This is a genomic window from Haematobacter missouriensis (assembly GCF_000740775.1).
Taxonomy (GTDB): domain Bacteria; phylum Pseudomonadota; class Alphaproteobacteria; order Rhodobacterales; family Rhodobacteraceae; genus Haematobacter; species Haematobacter missouriensis.
Window position 1 is genome coordinate 428038 of the sequence record NZ_JFGS01000001.1, and the last position, 18025, is coordinate 446062.

36 protein-coding genes are annotated in these 18025 nt (G+C 63.0%); 22 read left to right on the forward strand and 14 right to left on the reverse strand.

The window, feature by feature from the left end; genetic code table 11:
• Nucleotides 1–220: 220 nt before the first annotated feature.
• Nucleotides 221–1117 (reverse strand): cytochrome c, encoded by an 897-nt coding sequence (locus CG51_RS02045; protein WP_035741351.1) that lies wholly within the window; start codon nucleotides 1115–1117, stop codon nucleotides 221–223.
• Between the two features lie 60 nt (nucleotides 1118–1177).
• Nucleotides 1178–1723, reverse strand: a complete 546-nt coding sequence (gene hpt / locus CG51_RS02050) for a hypoxanthine phosphoribosyltransferase (RefSeq protein ID WP_035741151.1) — start codon at nucleotides 1721–1723, stop codon at nucleotides 1178–1180.
• A 78-nt stretch (nucleotides 1724–1801) separates the two neighbouring features.
• Here hpt and CG51_RS02055 point away from each other — a divergent pair, with 78 nt between their 5' ends.
• On the forward strand, nucleotides 1802–2263 hold the full coding sequence (locus tag CG51_RS02055) for a type II toxin-antitoxin system RatA family toxin (RefSeq protein ID WP_035741153.1): 462 nt from the start codon (nucleotides 1802–1804) through the stop codon (nucleotides 2261–2263).
• 75 nt (nucleotides 2264–2338) lie between these two features.
• Nucleotides 2339–2608, forward strand: coding sequence for an usg protein (locus tag CG51_RS02060; RefSeq protein WP_035741155.1), 270 nt, complete (start codon nucleotides 2339–2341; stop codon nucleotides 2606–2608).
• Here the strand turns inward: CG51_RS02060 and CG51_RS02065 are convergent.
• Complete coding sequence (locus tag CG51_RS02065) at nucleotides 2605–3072, reverse strand: disulfide bond formation protein B (RefSeq protein WP_035741156.1); 468 nt, start codon at nucleotides 3070–3072, stop codon at nucleotides 2605–2607. The two genes, CG51_RS02060 and CG51_RS02065, sit on opposite strands and share 4 nt — an antisense overlap.
• 97 nt (nucleotides 3073–3169) lie before the next feature.
• On the opposite strand from CG51_RS02065, the gene ypfJ reads away from it, so the two are divergent.
• Nucleotides 3170–4030 (forward strand): KPN_02809 family neutral zinc metallopeptidase, encoded by an 861-nt coding sequence (gene ypfJ, locus CG51_RS02070; protein ID WP_035741157.1) that lies wholly within the window; start codon nucleotides 3170–3172, stop codon nucleotides 4028–4030.
• A 227-nt stretch (nucleotides 4031–4257) separates the two neighbouring features.
• Here ypfJ and CG51_RS02075 read toward each other — a convergent pair whose 3' ends face one another.
• From CG51_RS02075 to CG51_RS02110, 9 genes are all read right to left on the reverse strand, one after another.
• Nucleotides 4258–4503, reverse strand: coding sequence for a hypothetical protein (locus CG51_RS02075; protein WP_035741158.1), 246 nt, complete (start codon nucleotides 4501–4503; stop codon nucleotides 4258–4260).
• Entirely contained in the window at nucleotides 4496–4762 is a 267-nt protein-coding gene (locus CG51_RS21085) for a Lar family restriction alleviation protein (RefSeq protein WP_084694987.1), read from the reverse strand. The genes CG51_RS02075 and CG51_RS21085 overlap by 8 nt, the downstream gene beginning before the upstream one ends.
• On the reverse strand, nucleotides 4698–4889 hold the full coding sequence (locus CG51_RS20335; RefSeq protein WP_035741159.1) for a hypothetical protein: 192 nt from the start codon (nucleotides 4887–4889) through the stop codon (nucleotides 4698–4700). Before CG51_RS20335 ends, CG51_RS21085 begins: the two co-directional genes overlap by 65 nt.
• On the reverse strand, nucleotides 4889–5146 hold the full coding sequence (locus CG51_RS02085) for a hypothetical protein (RefSeq protein WP_035741161.1): 258 nt from the start codon (nucleotides 5144–5146) through the stop codon (nucleotides 4889–4891). The genes CG51_RS20335 and CG51_RS02085 overlap by 1 nt, the downstream gene beginning before the upstream one ends.
• Entirely contained in the window at nucleotides 5143–5514 is a 372-nt protein-coding gene (locus CG51_RS02090; protein ID WP_035741163.1) for a hypothetical protein, read from the reverse strand. The genes CG51_RS02085 and CG51_RS02090 overlap by 4 nt, the downstream gene beginning before the upstream one ends.
• Nucleotides 5514–5801 carry a hypothetical protein gene (locus CG51_RS02095; RefSeq protein ID WP_035741166.1) on the reverse strand — a complete coding sequence of 96 codons (288 nt, stop codon included), beginning with the start codon at nucleotides 5799–5801 and terminating at the stop codon, nucleotides 5514–5516. The genes CG51_RS02090 and CG51_RS02095 overlap by 1 nt, the downstream gene beginning before the upstream one ends.
• Before the next feature lie 88 nt (nucleotides 5802–5889).
• Nucleotides 5890–7734, reverse strand: a complete 1845-nt coding sequence (locus CG51_RS02100) for a ParB/RepB/Spo0J family partition protein (protein ID WP_035741169.1) — start codon at nucleotides 7732–7734, stop codon at nucleotides 5890–5892.
• 36 nt (nucleotides 7735–7770) lie between these two features.
• Nucleotides 7771–8103, reverse strand: coding sequence for a hypothetical protein (locus tag CG51_RS02105; protein WP_035741171.1), 333 nt, complete (start codon nucleotides 8101–8103; stop codon nucleotides 7771–7773).
• A 150-nt stretch (nucleotides 8104–8253) separates the two neighbouring features.
• Nucleotides 8254–8463 (reverse strand): hypothetical protein, encoded by a 210-nt coding sequence (locus tag CG51_RS02110; protein ID WP_035741173.1) that lies wholly within the window; start codon nucleotides 8461–8463, stop codon nucleotides 8254–8256.
• Nucleotides 8464–8765: 302 nt separating this feature from the next.
• Here CG51_RS02110 and CG51_RS02115 point away from each other — a divergent pair, with 302 nt between their 5' ends.
• Nucleotides 8766–9122: a DUF2513 domain-containing protein gene (locus CG51_RS02115; protein WP_158212563.1), complete on the forward strand. Its 357-nt coding sequence runs from the start codon at nucleotides 8766–8768 to the stop codon at nucleotides 9120–9122.
• Nucleotides 9123–9236: 114 nt separating this feature from the next.
• Nucleotides 9237–9839, forward strand: a complete 603-nt coding sequence (locus CG51_RS02120) for a hypothetical protein (protein WP_035741176.1) — start codon at nucleotides 9237–9239, stop codon at nucleotides 9837–9839.
• A 5-nt stretch (nucleotides 9840–9844) separates the two neighbouring features.
• Here the strand turns inward: CG51_RS02120 and CG51_RS19880 are convergent, their stop codons facing one another.
• Together CG51_RS19880 and CG51_RS02125 are read right to left on the reverse strand one after the other, a co-directional pair.
• Nucleotides 9845–10105: a hypothetical protein gene (locus CG51_RS19880; protein ID WP_143412947.1), complete on the reverse strand. Its 261-nt coding sequence runs from the start codon at nucleotides 10103–10105 to the stop codon at nucleotides 9845–9847.
• 139 nt (nucleotides 10106–10244) lie between these two features.
• The gene (locus CG51_RS02125) at nucleotides 10245–10601 is read right to left on the reverse strand and encodes a helix-turn-helix domain-containing protein (RefSeq protein ID WP_051929974.1); all 357 of its coding nucleotides are present in this window, start codon (nucleotides 10599–10601) and stop codon (nucleotides 10245–10247) included.
• 98 nt (nucleotides 10602–10699) lie between these two features.
• Here CG51_RS02125 and CG51_RS02130 point away from each other — a divergent pair, with 98 nt between their 5' ends.
• From CG51_RS02130 to CG51_RS20520, 17 genes are all read left to right on the forward strand, one after another.
• Entirely contained in the window at nucleotides 10700–10894 is a 195-nt protein-coding gene (locus CG51_RS02130) for an XRE family transcriptional regulator (RefSeq protein WP_233141341.1), read from the forward strand.
• Between the two features lie 68 nt (nucleotides 10895–10962).
• Nucleotides 10963–11253, forward strand: a complete 291-nt coding sequence (locus tag CG51_RS02135) for a hypothetical protein (protein WP_035741182.1) — start codon at nucleotides 10963–10965, stop codon at nucleotides 11251–11253.
• Entirely contained in the window at nucleotides 11250–11405 is a 156-nt protein-coding gene (locus CG51_RS19885; RefSeq protein WP_156961324.1) for a hypothetical protein, read from the forward strand. Before CG51_RS02135 ends, CG51_RS19885 begins: the two co-directional genes overlap by 4 nt.
• Entirely contained in the window at nucleotides 11402–11560 is a 159-nt protein-coding gene (locus CG51_RS19890) for a hypothetical protein (protein WP_156961325.1), read from the forward strand. The genes CG51_RS19885 and CG51_RS19890 overlap by 4 nt, the downstream gene beginning before the upstream one ends.
• Nucleotides 11560–11823 carry a hypothetical protein gene (locus CG51_RS02140; protein ID WP_035741185.1) on the forward strand — a complete coding sequence of 88 codons (264 nt, stop codon included), beginning with the start codon at nucleotides 11560–11562 and terminating at the stop codon, nucleotides 11821–11823. Before CG51_RS19890 ends, CG51_RS02140 begins: the two co-directional genes overlap by 1 nt.
• Nucleotides 11820–12296, forward strand: coding sequence for a DUF1937 family protein (locus tag CG51_RS02145; protein ID WP_051929975.1), 477 nt, complete (start codon nucleotides 11820–11822; stop codon nucleotides 12294–12296). Before CG51_RS02140 ends, CG51_RS02145 begins: the two co-directional genes overlap by 4 nt.
• Entirely contained in the window at nucleotides 12289–12621 is a 333-nt protein-coding gene (locus CG51_RS02150) for a helix-turn-helix domain-containing protein (RefSeq protein ID WP_035741187.1), read from the forward strand. The genes CG51_RS02145 and CG51_RS02150 overlap by 8 nt, the downstream gene beginning before the upstream one ends.
• A 149-nt stretch (nucleotides 12622–12770) precedes the next feature.
• Nucleotides 12771–13094 carry a hypothetical protein gene (locus CG51_RS19895; protein ID WP_143412946.1) on the forward strand — a complete coding sequence of 108 codons (324 nt, stop codon included), beginning with the start codon at nucleotides 12771–12773 and terminating at the stop codon, nucleotides 13092–13094.
• Nucleotides 13094–13783, forward strand: a complete 690-nt coding sequence (locus CG51_RS02160; RefSeq protein ID WP_035741192.1) for a hypothetical protein — start codon at nucleotides 13094–13096, stop codon at nucleotides 13781–13783. The genes CG51_RS19895 and CG51_RS02160 overlap by 1 nt, the downstream gene beginning before the upstream one ends.
• A complete protein-coding gene (locus tag CG51_RS02165; RefSeq protein WP_035741194.1) occupies nucleotides 13780–13971 on the forward strand; it encodes a hypothetical protein in 192 nt (63 codons plus the stop codon). The genes CG51_RS02160 and CG51_RS02165 overlap by 4 nt, the downstream gene beginning before the upstream one ends.
• Before the next feature lie 291 nt (nucleotides 13972–14262).
• Nucleotides 14263–14529, forward strand: a complete 267-nt coding sequence (locus CG51_RS02175) for a hypothetical protein (protein WP_051929977.1) — start codon at nucleotides 14263–14265, stop codon at nucleotides 14527–14529.
• A complete protein-coding gene (locus tag CG51_RS02180) occupies nucleotides 14522–15154 on the forward strand; it encodes a hypothetical protein (RefSeq protein WP_035741197.1) in 633 nt (210 codons plus the stop codon). Before CG51_RS02175 ends, CG51_RS02180 begins: the two co-directional genes overlap by 8 nt.
• 198 nt (nucleotides 15155–15352) lie before the next feature.
• On the forward strand, nucleotides 15353–15937 hold the full coding sequence (locus CG51_RS02185; RefSeq protein ID WP_051929978.1) for a hypothetical protein: 585 nt from the start codon (nucleotides 15353–15355) through the stop codon (nucleotides 15935–15937).
• On the forward strand, nucleotides 15934–16794 hold the full coding sequence (locus CG51_RS19015) for a hypothetical protein (RefSeq protein ID WP_051929979.1): 861 nt from the start codon (nucleotides 15934–15936) through the stop codon (nucleotides 16792–16794). The genes CG51_RS02185 and CG51_RS19015 overlap by 4 nt, the downstream gene beginning before the upstream one ends.
• 186 nt (nucleotides 16795–16980) lie before the next feature.
• Nucleotides 16981–17241: an HNH endonuclease gene (locus CG51_RS02195; RefSeq protein WP_233141342.1), complete on the forward strand. Its 261-nt coding sequence runs from the start codon at nucleotides 16981–16983 to the stop codon at nucleotides 17239–17241.
• Between the two features lie 106 nt (nucleotides 17242–17347).
• Nucleotides 17348–17833, forward strand: coding sequence for a hypothetical protein (locus CG51_RS02200; RefSeq protein WP_035741202.1), 486 nt, complete (start codon nucleotides 17348–17350; stop codon nucleotides 17831–17833).
• Between the two features lies 1 nt (nucleotide 17834).
• The coding region (locus CG51_RS20520) for a hypothetical protein (protein ID WP_035741203.1) at nucleotides 17835–18025 on the forward strand (191 nt) is incomplete at its 3' end.

Consider the following 18025-nt stretch of genomic DNA (forward strand, 5'->3'; position numbering starts at 1 on the left):
TTATGGATTTCCGGCTGGATTTCCTCAGATAATGAACGTTTCCGCTCCAAACCAGGCTAAAAAGCCTTTCAGAAGCCTGTTAGGGACGCCAAACAATACGGTGAAAAGAGTTGCAGCTTGGAGCCGGACTGTCAGGGTGACCTGCCATAACCGGTGTCTGGAAACCCTTTTCGACATTACGCCGCCGGTCGCTGGGACCTCGTTTGACCACCGCCCCGGCTCACTCCACGGAAGGCACTTTCTTTAGATAGGCCGCGATCGCCAGTCGGTCCGAGGCGGGCAGTCGGGCCATCTCCTCCACGACCTGCGCCATCTCTCCCCCCGCGATGTCGAAATTCGGTGTGAAGCCGCTTTGCAGATAGTCGGCGATCTCCTCCACGCTCCAGGTGAGTTTGGCCGGGGTGATGTTGGGGATGCGCCTGTTCGGATTGGCCGGATCCGGGCCGCCGGAAAGCCAGGCTTCGCGCTTCAACTGGCCCATGTCGCCGCGGGGTGTATGGCATTCGCCGCAGTGACCCAGCGCCTCGACCAGATAACGGCCGCGCTCCTCCTCTGCGGTGAGCGCGCCCGAAATCACCCAGTCCCGGTCAAAGAACAACAGCTTCCATCCACCGATCAACCAGCGCTGGGAGAAGGGGAAGTCGATGTCATGCGGCAGGCTTGGCGTGGGGGAGGACGGCAGCGTCATCATGTAGGCATGAAGATCAGCGACGTCCTGCGGCCGCATGTGGACGTAGCTGGTATAGGGCAGCGCGGGGTAGAGATTCTCCCGTCCCGGCCCGATCCCCCGTTGAATGGCATTGGCGAAATCCGTCAGGCTCCAGCCGCCGATGCCATGTTGCGGATCGGGGGAGATGTTGGGCGCGTGGAGGGTGCCGAAGGACGAGGCGAAGGCCTTGCCGCCGGAAAGGATCAGCTTGTCCTCCCCCGCAGCGCCCTCCGCAGCATGACAGGAGGCGCAGCCCGCGGCATGGAAGACCAATTCTCCCGCACCAGGATCCCCGGTGAGTGCAACCAGCGGAGCTTCCTCCACAGGCGAGGGTCGGGTGATGACCCAGAATGCCGCGCCTCCTGCCAGAGCGGCGACAACAACAAGGGGCAGAATCCGCCGGGCCATGAAATTCCCCATGCTGGCTGGGTGCTTGCCTTTCCTAGGCTAGCGCCTTCGCGGCAGGGATCAACCCGCAGGATCCGTAAACCGGACCTTGCCGATGTAGGGAAGGTTGCGATTCCGCTGGGCGTAGTCGATGCCGTAGCCCACCACGAACTCATCGGGAATCGAAAATCCTGTCCACGTGGCGCGCACGTCCACTTCCCGCCGGGTCGGCTTGTCGAGAAGGGCACAGACCTCCAGCCGCCGGGGCTTGCGGCTTTTCAGAAGGGCGATCACGTGCGAGAGGGTGAATCCTGTGTCGATGATATCCTCCACCACCAGCACGTCTCGGCCCTCTATGGGCGCGCGGAGATCCTTGAGAATCCGCACCTCCCGAGAGCTCTCCATGCCGTTTCCGTAGCTGGAAGCCTCAAGGAAATCGACCTCCAGCGGCAGGTCTATCTCCCGCACCAGATCGGCGATGAATACGAAGGATCCCCGAAGCAGGCCGACCACGACGAGCTTTTCCGTGTCGCGAAAGCTCTCGGTGATCTCGGCGGCAAGCGCCTCGACCCGAGCGGCGATGGCCTTGGCGGAGATAAGCTGGTCGATCACGTAGGGTTTCTGCATGGTTCCGTCCGGTTGCGCCTTCTTTTCCGCGCCAGCCTATGAAAGAACGGCGCCGAGCGACAGAGCGAACGGAAGAGAATGCCCTCCCATTCGGAAACGCGCGTCATGCCCTACACGGCGCAGCAGATGTATGACCTCGTGGCCGATGTCGGCCGCTACCCGGAGTTCCTGCCCTGGAACACCGCGGCCAGGATCCGCTCCCGGACGCCGGTTGAGGGTGGGGGTGAGTTGATGGAGGCCGATCTGGTCATCTCCTTCAAGGTGTTCCGCGAACGCTTCGGAAGCCGTGTCACCCTCTGGCCCGAGCAGAACAAGATCGATACCGAATATCTGGACGGCCCGTTCAAATACATGCGGAGCTGGTGGAAATTCCGGGATCGACCCGAGGGCGGCTCCGAGGTCGAGTTCTTCGTGGATTTCGAATTCAAGAACGCGATTCTTCAGGGAATCATCGGCGTGGTCTTCAACGAGGCGATGCACCGTATCGTGCGCGCCTTCGAGAAGCGGGCGGACCAGCTTTACGGCAGCCACCCGGCCTGAGTGCTAACAGATTGCGATCATTGATTTTTGCCGCGCGTGTGAGACGATGAAACTCTCCCACAGCGCGAGGCGGACATGGAGCGACGCGAGACTGACCTGATGCTCAAAGGCTACGGCCTGACCACTGCAGAGTTCTTCTACCGGATGCCCGATTATCGTCACGTCCTGAATACGTTCACATGGCAGGACTATGACATTGCGCCGGATTATCCCCGACTGTTCCGTTTCATCGAGTTCTGGCAGGAGGAGATAGAGGGCCCCCTCCATTCGGTCCGCTTCACGCACCGCAAACTGATCTCCCCCGGCGAGTGGCGAAATGTCGTGGGGGAGTTTCGTATCAACTAGTCCCGCTTCACCAGCGCCGCGGCCCAGATCAGCGCCAGCAGGAACGACAGGATGGCGTTCCAGCTGGCCATGGAAAGGCCCGCGAACTGCCATGCCACCGCGTCGCAGCGTACGACGGGGGAGGAGAGGATTTGGTCTAGAAGCTGGCCGGTACTCATGCCCGAAAGATCGCCGCCGCCGGTGCAGGTGGTCGGCCCCTGCCACCATCCACGCTCCACTCCGGTATGAAACACACCGAGGCCAGAGGCCGTCAGCGCGGAGACAAGGCCAAGAAACCGCCAGAATCGCAGCGCAGGCATCGCAAGAGCCAGCGCTCCCGCCACTATCGCTGCGGCATGAGGCCAGCGCTGCCACAGACAAAGATGGCAGGGCGCCAAACCACCGATATATTGAAAGGCGAAGGCGCCGAGCAGCAGGGCAAGTGACCCGAGAGTGGCGAGGATGGTCAGGGTTCTGGATGTCATGGTTCTTTCTCCCGAGACAGCTCTTGCAGCACGCAGCACAAGCGGGGTCAAGGCTACGGTCGAGGGCGGGCGGTAAGGCTTAGGTGAGGAGACGGCGATGGAATGGCGCGGGCGCAGGGGTAGCAGCAATATCGAGGATCGCCGGTCGGCAGGCGGTGGCAGGGGCTATGCACGGGTGGGCGGAATCGGTGGATTCGGCTTGATCGCGCTGGTGGTGATTGGCTGGCTGTTCGGAGTGGATCTGTCGCCGGTGCTGAACGAGGGAGGAGGATACATACAGCAGAGCGGTCCCGTCGAACTGACGCAGGAGGATCAGGATGCCGCGCAATTCGTCTCCGTCACACTGGCGGATACCGAGGAAGTCTGGGAGCGGGTCTTCCGCGAGCAGGTGGGGCGGGAGTACCGGCCGCCGACCCTGGTGCTGTTCAAGGGGATGACGTCCTCCGCCTGCGGCGGCGCGTCGGAGGCGATGGGGCCTTTCTACTGCCCGGCGGATCAGAAGGTCTATTTGGACACCGGTTTCTTCACCACGCTCAGCCGACAACTCGGCGCCAAGGGCGATTTCGCCGCCGCTTATGTGGTTGCCCACGAGGTCGGCCATCATGTGCAGGATGAGCTCGGGATCCTGGGGCAGGTCAACGATCTCCGCCAACGGGTGAGCGAGGCAGACAGCAACCAGCTTTCCGTGCTCATCGAACTTCAGGCCGATTGTCTGGCCGGCATCTGGGCACGACAGGCGGACACCCAGTTCGGAACGCTCGATCCCGGCGATATCGATGAGGCCATGGATGCAGCGGGACGCATCGGCGACGATACGTTGCAACGTGCCGCCGGCCGACGCCCTGTTCCCGAAACCTTTACCCATGGAACTTCGGCGCAACGGCAGCACTGGTTCGCTCAGGGGTATAACTCCGGCCAGATAAAGGATTGCGACACTTTCGCTGACCTCCGCCGCTGATCTCATTCTCTGAGGTCAGTCGCTCATGGCTCGAATGCTCGGGGAGCCGTCCCCGAGCGTCATCATGCGCGTGATGTGACGGAGAGCTTGAACTGAAGACAGGACAAACGCATGGCTGACACGAATTTCCAATGAATACGGAAATCAGTGGTGCCGGGAAGGGGACTCGAAACGCATTAATTTTCAATGTTCTATGAATTTATAGCGTAAAAAATGCGAGCGCCGGTTCACTGACCGGCGCGCACCATGGTGATTGCACCCTCGCGCCGCGTCTCTATCTTGCCATCCCGAATCCAGTTTCGCACGGTCTTTCTCGTGCGTCCGATCCGGTCAGCATATTCCCCGACGGTGATCCAGTCCGGCGCGGGAGTAATGCGGGAGCCTTCGATGGCACGGCGCATCGCGGCCATTTCCTCGCGCAGCGCGGAAAGTTCTCCCGCGTCCACGGCGATCATCATGCGAGGCTCACCCATCACTCACTCCTCCTTCTGGCTGGCGGGTGCGGAGGTTCCACGCTTCGGTGGCCTTCCTTGCCGTCGGTAGATAGCCGAGATTGCACCCACAAGAAGCGCATTGCGGGCACCTGCTTCTGGACGCCAAATCGCCATGGCGCGCCTCGTAATCGTTCAGCCACGCTCTGCCACCGCAGAACGGGCAGGGGAGTAGATCACTCATCGCTGCCTCCCTTCGGTGTGAGGGCGGCGCGAGCGAGCGCCCGCATTGCCAGGTCATCGCTAAGCTCGGCAACAGTCGTCAAGGCCTCCTCCAAATCCTTGACCCTCGCGCGCATGGCGTCACGCTCGTCCAGCGCATCGTCACGTTCCCGGCGCATGGCGTCCAAATCGCTCTTGTCAGTCATCACCAAAACCTCTCGATAAAATCGTCGTCCGACGGTGGGTACGGCGGCAGCCCGATCTGAACACGCAGATGCCGGGGCCAGCTATTCGCGAGATACGGGCGCTGCAGCACGATCTCGATATGCGCGTCAGTCAGTGGGATGCCGGGCGCGAGGCACACATCATCGCTCCGGCTGTCATACTCAATCTTGCCCGTCTCAAGCTCGCGCAGGAGGCGTAGGTGTGTCTGCCAGCGGTCGTATAGGCGGCGTATAATCATCGGGTCATCCTCCAGACAGCGGCGGCGGAAAACAGGGCGCCGAGCAGAGACAGCAGCGCGGACGGCACGGGCACAGGAGACGGTGGCGGGCGGGGTGGCTCGGGCCGGTGATTGCCGGTGCCGCCCGGGGGTGTCGGGATGACGATCGGCGGCAGGCGCTCGCGCGGCTCATAGACGAATGTGCTGGGCGGCTGGCGCAGGCCGGAGAAGTCCACCGGCCACGCATAGGGTGTGCCGCACTCTGTGTCTGGGGGAAGATACACGACTTTAAAATCGCCCGGACCGGCAGTGTCGGCAGGGGACTCAGTGAGCCATAGCCCGGCCCACGTGCCGAGGGCTGCGGCGGCGACTGCATGGCGGAGCCGCATCACGCGTCCTCCCCCATGCAGTCGCTGTAGATCTCCCACGCGATCTGGCGGGGAGCCTCGTCCCCGAGCAGGTAAATGCCGTATGCTATCATGACGATGCCAGCTACCTGCGGAACCATCGCGCTCGGGGGAAGGCTCTCGGCAAATGCGGTCAGGGACACGCCTGCCTCCGCCGCCGATGCCGCGCGCAGTGCCAGATCGGCCACCGCTATGCATTTGTCATGCTCAGATGCCTGAGCGCAGGGTGCGAGCATCAAGCCCGCCAAAGCGAGTGTTGTAAATTTCATGGTGTGATCCTGTTAGATCAGGGGTTCTGGGTCGTGCCGGGCCGATCCTTCTCGGCGCGGGACAGATATTCGCGGAGCATCGGATCGCTCATGCCGCTTCCTCCTGCGCGTCAGCCTGGCCCGATGGCATCGGCCACTCCATTTCGGCAGGCACCCAGGCATCGATCCGCTTACCGTCGTCCTTCGACAGGAACAGCGCGGACCGGAAATCGGGATCGCGGAACAGGCGGTCGAGGTCTTTGGCCTTGAGCGCCTTTTTCATGGCCATCCAGCCGTCACCGTCCGGCCCACCATCCGGGACCAGCTCCGACCAGATCCTGTCCAGCCGCGCGACAGGAAGACGGGAGAAGTAATTATCGGCCGTCGGTGTCCAGACCTTGCGGATATCGGCGCCGGCGAGGCGGGCGACGGAGGCGCCAAAGTCGCCGGTGGCCGGAGTAAAGAGGCGGGCCAGCGCCGCGGTGAGCCGCGCGTTGCGGTCCTTCTTCGGCATGGCCTGAATGTCGGTCAGATGCGTCAGAGACAGGTCTCTCACTCTCATAGCCTTGCCGTCATTCACGGCATCGGTCAGGCGGTCGTCGATCACAGTGGCGTCCGCCTTTTCCGGCGCGATCGGACTCAGCGAAGGGCTGATCGACAGCGGGCACTGCCAGTTCCAGACCGGCGCCGTCAGAGCGACCGTCAGCAGGTCGAGCACCAGCTCCGGCTTGCCGAGCAGGGCGGTCTGGATGGCCAGACGCTGGGTGCGCCGCATGTCCTCTGTCAGGGACTGCGGCAGGGTCTCGACCTTGGCTGTTGCGACCTCGTCGCTCCCGGATGCCTGCGGCTTCTCCCGCCACGGGCCGCTCGTTTTCAGCTCGCCGCGCGCGTCCACGTATAGGTAGATTCCGGCAACGGCCCGATCTTCGTCCGAGATGTCGCCTGCAGCGCGATCCTCCAACTCCTGCAGGCGAGCGTATTCCTCCTCCGTCAGGTCATCGGCTTCGGTGAGGGTCTCCAGCTCCGCGGCATCGGCCTCCGGCAGTTCGACGGGGACGAGATCGACGCGAGCGAGCTTTTCGATGAGATCGAAGGGGATCCACGCATCCTTCGCGTGAATCTTCACCCAGGCATAGCCTTTGCAACGATTGAATTCCGTGCATTTCTCCAGCCGGTCTCCGAACAGCTTGTCGAGCAGGGCCTCATCGAGAATACGGGCGTCATCGCTGAACAGGTCTTCCTGAATGACGCCGCCGGCATTGCGGTAGGCGTCCAGCCCGAGCCATTTGACGCGCCGGTCGTCGAGCGGGATGCCGCGGGGCAGCAGGTTTCGCCGGATGTCAGCGGCGGAGACGCTCCACCTGCTGGAGAGCACGCGGCGCAGTTCGGCGAGCAGAGCCTCCTCCGACTGCGCGGAGGTCAGCGCGCCTGCCTGGTCAAGGGTGATCTGGTCAGCGCGCAGCGCGTCGAGCGCAGCGATCGGCAAGGTGGCCAGCGTCATCCGCTGGCGGACATGGCGCTCCGTCACCGCGAATGCCTTGGCGATCATCGCCGGTTGCGCGCCGGTATCGCTCATCCGGGCATAGGCGCGGACCTCGTCGGCCGGGTGCAGCGGTTGGCGCGCGGCGTTCTCGGCGCTGGCCCAGAGGCGGGCGGTGTCTCCGTCCTTGGTGATCAGCACCGGCACGGTCACGCTGTCCCGGGTTTTTCCGGCGCGGTCGGTGAGCAGCTGCAGCGCGCGCAGGCGGCGACCGCCGGCGACGATGCCGATTCCGCCGATTCCACCTTCGAGCCACGCCGCATCATCGTAGCCGGACAGGTTCTGGAGCAGGCCCATCTGGTCGATGCTGTCGGCCAGCGCCTCAATCTCGGCATCGGGCGGGGTGGAGCGCGTGTTGAAAGGGTGGATGTAAAGGTCAGCGAGCGGAACAAGGGCTGTGACAGGCTCGGCCATGGGGTGATCCTCCAAAGGAGACGGGTGGGGCGCGGCTCAGCGGGCCAGCGCCAGAAGGTTGAAAAAGGTGTCCGCCGCCGCCGTCGCCGCGAGCGCGAGGAACAGGCAGCCGCAGAGACGGCGCCACAGCGCCTCGATCTGCTGTTCGGGCAGCGTTGGCGGCGGGATCACGACCAACAGGGGCTGCGCGGTACTGCGCTCCAAGCGGTTGGCCAGCCGGATCGCGCCGACGGCGGAAAGATCGATCGTCGTCGTGCCACCCATGGCGGCATAGAAGCGCAGCCGTGCGGGAAGCCCGTCGATGTCCTTTTCCGCGGCCTCGCTGATTGCGCGGACCTGATCCAGTTCGGTGCGGTCGGTGTCGGCCATGCCTGTCTCCGGGTGTCAGCGTTTCGGACAGGAAAAGCCCCCGGCCCGTGTTGGTCTTTCGGGGAAAGCGGGCCGGGGGAAGTGCGCGCCTAGAAGATCCGAGAGTGGAGGCGCGGGCCGCAGCACAGGGACAGGGCTGCGGATCGGGTGTCAGGCCCGGCCGAAGAGCAGCAGGAAGCGGCTCTGCGTTACCGGGTGACCGAAATCGGATTTGGCGGTGAACCACGCCATACGGCGCAGGCGCAGCGGGGTACCGGCGTCGAGCAGGGCGCGCCGCGCCTGGGCGACCGCGAGGTGACGGGTGGCCGCGCCGAGGGGCGTGGTCGCTGCTTCGGATTGATGGGCAGGTGCGGGCTGCATGGGTGATCCTCCATCGGGGCCGGGATGATGCCCGGCGGCGTTCGATGTGACCAATTTATAGGTTAAAAAACCTACGTCAAGAAATAATAGGACGAAAAACCTACACAGCGGTTGCGGATATCACCCTTTCTCTGTCAGAATCACCCCTGCCAGCGCCGGGCTGCGGCGCGTGAGGGCGGCATGCAAAAGCCCCCTCGGATAAGGAGGGGGCTATGAAGGAGCGTAGGTGCGAGGCGTGGACCTGTTGCGACTCTCTTGCCTTGCCTCCTAGTCTGGTCTCGCGGCTCAGATGGAGCGAGACAATGAAGAAAGACGATGAGTGCTTTCGGCAACTCATGTTTGAGTTGGAGGCAGGTGAAGATTGGGTGCATTACATTTCGCTGGATGAAGGCGATTACGCCAGTGAGAAGCGGTACTACCATGCGCTGATGCTGGCGGACGCCGGCGCACTGGAGGTGTCCGGCAAGCATAGCGACCATTTTCGGATCCGCGACCAAGGGTATACGCTCCTCGCGGTCATGCGAGATGCCAATGCCTGGGGAAAGGTGAAAGCTGGCGCCAAGGCTGCAGGTGGGTATGGCGCGAGAGCGTTACTGGCCGCGGCTGAGGCGTATGCAGTGGCTCGGGTCAAACAGCACCTTGGCCTGCCACTGTCATAGATCATGATGCTTCCTGCCGAAAAGCTGAAGAAAGTGTTTCGTTGAAGTTCCGATCATCGCGACTGCGCGCAACGGCCTAAGGGGCCGTGGTATCTACCGGCGGAGAGGTGGCAGATGACTTTTGACGCGTTTTATGAATTGTCGCTTGCGACGCGAGTAGCTGTCGGCGCTGGATTCCTTGCCTATGGTCTAGCTTATGCTGGTCTTCGCCAAGACCACAGTGCGGTAGACGTATTTCTTGGGACGCTTGCCTTCTCGGTGCTGGCCACTCTGGTGTTCCAACAGCCTGAGGACTGGTCGGACTGGTCGAGAGCCGCATGTGCGATAGGGGTGACGCTCTGTGTTGCGCTTTTGTGGCGCGCCTGGTTGAGGGACTTCTGCATTTGGGCGATTGGCAAGCTTGGTGTTCATCGGGAAGATGGAGTGCACCGATCCTGGGCCGCTCTTGTCCAGACGAAAAGAAAGGTCGGGCAAATTTCAGTCCACACCAGAGACGGCCGAACCCTCTATCTCAACAACCGACAGATTTATTCGCATGCTCCTTGGGAGGGGCTATACCTCGGCGGCGACGGGTCAGTCATTATGGCAGTGGAAGAAGAGGAATTTCCTGATGGAAGCGAAGAGCAGAGGGAGGACGTGCACCATGCCGAGTGGGGAACCCGCATGACCTACATCCCCGCAAGCGAGGTTGTACGTGTGAACATCCGGTTGAAATAGCTTCGCTACTTCTTTTTTGGTGGCTGTGAGGGTGATGTGAGCTTGGACGGTGATGAGCCGTTCTGAATTGTGGTGGGCTTTGACCCCAACGATTTTGGCGACGATCCCTTGTTGACCTGCACCTTATTTCCGCCGCCGTTTGTCCTTTTATCTGTCATTCGAATCTCCATCGGGCAGTAATAGCCGCGGCCCGGTTCGAAGGCGTCTTTTTCCTTCTCCAGCGCGTTCAGGGGCTCGGTCAGGTTGGTGATCGGGTCGTTGCACATGCCTGATTCCTTAACCGAATGCTAACGACGATCCTCTTATGTTCGCATACCATCGTCGTGCTTGATGGGCGTGGAAGATTGTTCTCAAATCTGAAAATTTGTTTGTTTCAATAGGGTTAGCAAGTGACAGAAGATGAGATTAGCTGGGCTGAGATACTTTTGGCCCTCCGTGAGATTGTTCTGCATCCCGCTGGTGAGCATCGCGCAAACCTCGTGCAGCGGCTAGCAACATCGCCTTCTCTGCGGGTTCTAGCTGGTCGAGAAGAAGTAGAACTTCGGAAACCACCGGGTCGTTCTGCTCGGACATAAACGTCTCCACCGTTTCGCCGAGAGCTCGGCAGATCTTTAGCGCAGTATCTATCCGGGGATGGCGATGATGCCTGATCATTTGGCGGATGGTGCTGTTGTCCAGACCGGCTGCTTTTGCAAGGCCAGCCTCAGTCAGCGACGGGTCCGCGGCTATCCGATCGGCGAGTATATCTACGAAGTCGCGCATAGGAAAAATATCCTATTCACGACGAACATCGGCAATCGGTTTAAAATCCGTTGACTATATAGGTTTTTAAACCTACTTTCAGCCGCATGGAACACCTCATGAGTGAAATCAGGTCGTACGCTGAAGCGCGGGGAATTCTTCCTTCCACGGTTCTGCAGAACGCGGCAAAGCTCGGCGGCACGACGTGGTCGAAGTGGGAAGCGGGAACTGCATCCTGCACCATGAAGGTGGCTGAGAAGGTTCGCGCCTACATGGCGGCGAACCCCCCTCCGAAAACCGAGGCGGCGGAATGACATCCCCATCATCCGCCGCCCCTCACTCTCTACATGGTCAACCTCCCTACCATGATGGAGCGTTTCGATTGGAAAAGTCTTGCCGAAAACCAAAGACTCTGGCGCAGGACGAGGAGGCGGAGCTGGAGCGGTTCGCAAAGCTGCTCCGGCAGGCCTTTCCGGGCACCACGTCAGACAACGATCTAGCGGAAACCGCCGCCGCTGTCCTTTCCACTCGCCGGCGAACCGTCAATCCTAAGACCGTCCGCAACTGGCTTCGGGGGGATAACACCCCGCACTTCCGCCATGTGATTCGCGTGCTGGCGCTTGCAGGGACGGAGGCCGTCTTCGGGTTTCTGGATCCGGAGGATCTGCCATGAACGTGATCTTCTGGATGCTGCACCGCTTCTATCGACTCCGGCAGCGCCGCGCGGAGCGCAGGGCGCTGAGGTTCAAAAAAAAGGCGGAAAAGTTTTTCCACATCGTCAAGCGGTCTTCCGCGACGGAAATCTCTGAGGAGCAAGTCGAATGAGCGACCGTCTGCCGGCGGATGACGAATGCGACTGTGCGCTGTGTCACGCCGCGCGCGAAATGGACCGCGACACCGTGCATGCGTCGGGGGTGGTGGTGCCGTTTTCGGGCCGCGTGCAGTGGCCCGCGCCGACGGCGCGATCTGAGGTGCGCTGATGTTCGCGCGGATGCCGCACCTGACGCCGGAGGCCCGACTTTGGCAATCTGTCGTGCTCGTCGCGGTGCGCGATGCACTGGCCCCGGCCAATTCCTTCCACGCGAAGGCCGACAAGATTTCAGCGGACCGCTGGATACGGCAGGCGGGGGCGCAGTTCCGCGCGGTGTGCATCATGGGCGGTATAGATCCTGATTTCCTCCGGGACCGGTATGTGGCCAACCGGATCGATTTCGACGCGCTCCATCGGGTGCTATCCAAATGAGCATCGCTTGGCCCTCCCTCCTGACAGGTGACGCTGCTGCAGTGAGGCTGATCACGCTGGGTGCCTCGCCGGATACCGTCGCGGCGGGGGCACGGGGGAGCCTTGTGTATCTGGCCACGCCGTACAGCCGCGAGGTGCGTGGGCGGGGCGGGCGGTGGTCGTTCGAAAAGTCGGTGCTGATGCAGTGCTATGCGGCGCAGGCGGCGGATGCACTCCATGCCGTTGGTATCACCGCGATCAGCCCGATCGTGCTGGCTGCGGCAATGGTGCAGAGCCGGGAAGGGCGCGGTGTGGATCCTCTGGACCGGGCGGCGTGGACCGCATGGTGCCGCCCGATGCTCCACGCCTGCAGCGCTCTTGTCGTGCCGGATGTGCCCGGATGGCAGCGCTCTGAGGGTGTCCATGCCGAGGTGGCGTGGGCGCTGTCCACCAATCGCAAGGTATTCGTCTATGCAGGAGATGCCGATGTTTGACGATGCGGACATGGCGCGGATCGCGGCGCTGCAGCAGATATCGCCGGTGCGGCGGCTCCGGCAGATCGCAGAGGCGATCTCTGCGGAAACCGACCTGCCGGTGGAGGATATCCTTGGCACGTCCCGTGTTCGGGTCGTCGCACAGGCCCGTCATCTGATGATGTACATCGCCCATCGGGAGGGTTTCAGCTTCTCGGCGATCGGTCGCGCGCTCGGCCTGGACCACAGTTCGACGATGCACGGCGTCAACTCCGAACGCTTGAGGCGGATGGAGGAGCCAGAAGCCAAGCCGGTGCGGCTGATCCGTGCAGCGGGGTGCAGGTGATGGGTGTGCGTCATACACCGCCAGGTTTGTGCACTGGGCAAAGAGCAGCTTCTGCCCAGTACGATCTCTCCGCTCTAGGCGATCTTTCCTGTGCTCCCGATCGCGCCGTGCACGCGACCCTGATTGGTCCCGAGCATCGCTGCGATATCTTGCACTTTGTGTCCTTCATCGCGCAGAAGGCGCGCGGTCAGGACTTCGTCATCATCCAGACGCTTCCGATGGATGGCGAGGATGTTCAGTTCAACCCCGGTGACGGGGTGGCGACATGTCGGCATGGTTTGTCCTTTCTCTATGCCGATATCGCGGGCCGGGGGGCTGTTACCCCTCTCCCGCATTCGGACCACGACCTTGGTAGGGGTCGCGATCCGCGCGTGGGGCGACCGCAACGATTCGGTCGTCCCACCACCAATTGTGCCACAACTGTCATCGCCAACAAGACTTGTACTTTTGCCGATGGTGGGGTGGTCATCTGATGGCCGCCCCATCCACCAAAGCGCTGTTCCGCGCCACCAAGGCCAAACGCACCGCCACGGTCGGTCAGGGCGCACTCATCGGCGATCTGCCGGAGATGCGGCGCGGGCCGGATGTCCGTCGCGATGACGATTTTTACCCCACGGCTCAGCCAGAGGCTGTACGCGCGCTGCTGTCGCGCGATGGGTCGCGTATCCGGCGCTGCGGAGCGGTGTGGGAAAATGCGGTGGGCGACGGCGCGCTGGCCCGCGAGATCGAGGCCTTCGGGCTGCCGGTCGTCGGCTCCGACATTGTCGATCGCGGATGGCCCGGGGTCGCGCTGCGGTCCTTCTACGACTATGACGCCTCGCCCGCGCGAGCGATCATCACCAATCCGCCATTCTGCGAGATCAACGCCCGCGACGGCAGGGCGCGCTGGCTGCGCCACACGCTGGACATGCCGGGGTGGGATTACTGCGCGATGCTGCTCAGCTGGGATTGGCCCGCGGCGGTGATCAACGGGCTGGGTGAGCTTCTCGATACGCGGCCCTTTTCCTACGCCTACCTCATGCGGTGGAAACTTGACTTCACAGGCGACGGCTCCCCGCCGCAGCGCAACGCGTGGTTCGTCTGGGATAAGGAGTGGCGCGGTGAGCCCGCGTTTCGCTGGCTCAATCGGCATGACGACTATCGGCAGGAGGCGCTGCTGTGAGCTCCGATCAGATCGCGCGCGAATTCACTCAGGCGACAGGCGGTGACCTGCACGCGGCTATCTTCCGCATGGCGGCGGTGATCGATCTGGCCCGGTGCCGGGCGGAGGATGCGATGCCGCGCGCGCAGATGGATGGCCATCAGCTGGAGCTGCTGTGGCGCGACCTGAACCCACATCGGCTGCGGTGATGGCTATGACCCACGGATATGACGTCTTGGACGAAGAGCATCCCTTCATGGTCATGAGCGGTGCGCGTCCGTTCATCTGCGCCATCTGCGAGCGGCCAGGGTGGCGGCGCTGGCCCGGCCCGATCCAGTGCCATCCGATAGCTCCATGCTGCGCCTTGTGCGAGCGGAAATGGGGCATCGCAATGCTCCCTGCCGGTGCTTTCCGTGACCGTCGCATCGTCGGTCTTATTTTCGCGCTCGCCAATGCGCTGGAGAGCGAGGCGCGTCAACAGTTCTACAGGAGGTACGGGTATGGCGCCCCGTGACTACACATCCTCACCCGTTGCCGACGGTCTTGGTCTGCATGAGGTCTGCCTTGGCCTATCGCAGGACCTCGCCGACTTGCGGGGCGGAAAAATCAGCCCCCAGGAGGCGCTTGCCCGCGCGGCGCTCGCCAAACAACTTTTCAACGGATGTCGCCTGTACCTGCAGGCAATCAAGACAATGGAGGGCCGCGCGACCCCCGTCGGCGGCGCCATGCGGAATGCTCCTCTGGTCGGGGTGCAGGACCATGAATGACGCTCCGCGCACCACTTTCAGCGTGGTGGATGTTGATCACCTGCCCGAATATCCGCTGTCGCGCGATGACCGGCTGACGTCGCATTTCTTCGTTACCTTCTATCACCGCCGCTGGCTCAACAGCCGATTTCGTCTCTCCGCGCCCGCGATGGTGCGCGGGCTGGCGCTGGACCTATTCTTCATTGCCCAGGAGCAAACGCCTGTCGGTACGCTGCCAGACGATGATGTTCAGCTATCGGCGCTCCTGCTGCTCGACCTGCGGGAATGGCAGGCATTGCGGAGAGCGGAGTGGAGCCCGCTCTACAAGTGGCAGCCGTGCCTGTGTGACGGCGAGCGGCGGCTCATGCATCCGGTCGTGACGGAGGCCGTGCTCGACGCGATCGGGCGGCGGCGCAAGCGGGAGGAGGAGGGTGAGATCGGGCGGCGGCGCAAGCGGCTCGACCGCCTGCCAGAGCAGGTTCGGCGCGCGGGCGGAAGCGCGCGGCTGGCCAACGACATGAACGTACTCGAATGGGTCGATTCATGGCTGCAGCACTACTGCCAAGGCACCCGGACGCGGGATTGGGTGAAACGCGCCCTCGAAGCGCACAGCATGCAAGACGCTCCGCAACTGACTGAGAAATAAGTAAGAAAAGTGTCCGACGGACGGAAAGAGCCGGAAAAAGGACGGAAAAAGACGGATTTGGACAATCCGTGGACAGGTCAGCCCGAAAAGTGTCCGGGCGCACAATAAAAAAGACAGAACAAAGACAAGACAGAGTTCCGGAAAACCCCCGAACGCGGAGCCAGTGCTGAGGGGATCAGGCTGAGAAAGGAGGAAGGCATGGAAGAGACGACGCACACAGCCCCGACAGGGCGCGACGCAGTCCGTACCCTGCTGGTGGATCGGCTGACCGATGCCGGCCTCCAGCGCCCCCGTGGCGTGTCAGTGGCGGCACATGACGGGCTGATGCGGCGGCTCGTCGAACATCTGGCCTACATGACGCCCGGCAACCTGGAGACGCTGGCAGAGACGCTGATCGATGCGGCGGCGGACGGACGGTGGCCGTCTGAGGTGGTGATCCGCAATTTCGCAAAAGGTCTGCAGGATGCACCCGCAGAGGAGCGGCGGATCGTGCGGTCGTGGTTCGCCTCGGTCGAGGGGCCGAGGGCGATCATGGGCGGGTATGAGGTCGAGCTGCTGCGCTTCCTGCTCCAGCGGGGTCGTCCGCCGCTGCCGGGCGATATGCGGGAGTTGCGGGAGCGTGCAGCGGAGAACGCCCGTCGCGTGGAGTTGGTACGGGGCCGGATCGACCGGCAGACCGTCACCGATGACGATCAGGCTTGGATGGATCGCTACGAAGCCGACCGTCGGCGCGCGTATGCGCTGATCGAAGCAGGGCAGAACAGGCAGGAGGCAGCCGAATGAACATGCAGGTGACCATCGCAGAGCCGTCGCCCGAGTTGATCGCACGACTGGTGGCCACCACCCGCCACGCTGTGCGTCGGGTCGCCGTCGCCAGTGGGCGGAAGGATCCGGCTCTGCTCGATCCACAGCACGCCTTGGCGGCGATGATCGATGCGGGACGTGCGCCGGACAGTTGCGGTCCTGAGATCATCCCGGCACCAGCCCGCGGGCCGCTTCGGGCATGGATGCCGACCGAACTCCGTCCGCTGGCCAGTGTCGATGATCCGCAGCCGGGTCTGCGCACCGAGCGTCTGATCGGCGACTACCAATCCGAGCCGATGGGCTACCGGGGCCGGGATGCCGCGCGGCGGGTGGATGTCTTCGACCTGATGGAAGATCAGGCGCGGGCTGCGTGGTCGAAGGCCGGGCGCAAGGAGGCCTTTGTCGCGCCCTTCACCCCGGGGCAGGTGATGACCGCGCGCTATTACCGTGACCTGACCGAGCGGCACAGCGCTGGCGGCATGCGGTGCGCCTCGCTGGAAACGACGGGCCGGGGCGGTGCTGGCGGCAGCGGCGAGTTCATCGATGCCTTCGTGCATGAGGGGCGGATCCTCGCTGCCATGCATCGCCGCATCGGAGCCATGCCGGCCATGACCGTCCGGCGTGTGCGGCCTTCGAAGCGGGGTGAGGCAGGGCAGGTGGTGCGGTCCATCATCCTCGACCGTGTGCTTGTGGATCGGGTGTGTCTGCGCGGGCAGTCGCTGAGCGAGGTGCTGGACGCCCATGGCTGGTCCCGCAAGACGGATCACATCGAAGCGCTGCGTAAGGCCCTGCGCGCCGCCATGGACCGCATGGCGGGCTATCGCGAAGGCTCTTGACGGCTTAGGTCAACCGGATGTAGAGATCGAATCATCATCCAGAATAGCGCCCACGGGAAACCGGCGGGCGCTTTTGCGTTTCAGAGGGTCGCGATGGGCAAGCTGAAGCAGATGCCTTCGAAGTTGACTGCCGCTCCCTCTCGTCTGTCATCTATCGGGCAGGGGTCGGAGCGTGAGCGCTCCCGAATGCGAGACGCCGCGGTACACTGGCGCAAGTGGTACAAGACGGCACGCTGGAAGGACCTGCGCTGGACGGTGCTGGAGCGTGACCTGTTCACCTGCAGGCGCTGCGGACATGTCGAAGGCGATACGCGGTTCCTGGTCGCTGACCACCGCCAGCCGCATCGGGGTGACGAGGCGCTGTTCTGGGAACCCACCAACCTGCAGTGCCTCTGCAAGGCCTGCCATGACGGGGCGAAGCAATCGGAGGAGCGGCGGGGCGTCTGACCCCGGCGGCGAGGTCTGACCTGACCCCCGGAGGGGGGGTGGGTCGAAAGTCTGGGGGTCTCTCGGGCCGGGACCCGCGTCCCCCACACGCGGAGATTTTTTTCTGATGGACAAGGTTTTCGACCTGTTCGGGAACCCGGTCGAGCCGGGGACCGGCAAGCCCGGCCGTCCCCGGAAGGAGGCGACACCGGAAGATCGTAATAAAGTCAAGATGTTGCTGGCGTTCGGCTGGTCGAATGACCGGATGGCGCGGACGCTGCGCATGTCGCTTCCGACTTTTCGGCGCAATTTCTTTCAGGAGCTCCGGGAGCGTGACGCCGCGCGCGACATGCTCGACGCCCGCCGGATCGAGATCGCGATGAACCTCGCGAACGAAGGGAATGTCGGCGCGCTGAAGGAACTGGGGAAGATGCTGGAGAAATCCGACTTGATGGGAATGGAGCGCAAGCTTCGCCACTCCCAGGAAGCGGAAGACCAACTGCCGGCACCGCCAAAGGCCGTCGGGAAGAAGGAGGCCGCCAATGCCGCGGCCAAGACGGCTGGTCAGGGAAGCGATTGGGGAGACGACCTTCTCCCTGGTGTGCTGAACTGACATGAGCGCTCCAATCCGCGCAGAGGTCTGGAACACCGCCGTTCCGGATTGGCGGGACCGGATCATGCAGGGGCGGTCCCTTGTGCCGGACCTGCCTCTCTACGGCTCGATGGCGGAAAAGGCGCTGCGTATATTCAAGCGGCTGCGCGTTCCGGACATTGTCGGGCACCTCGATTTTTCACTGAATTCCTC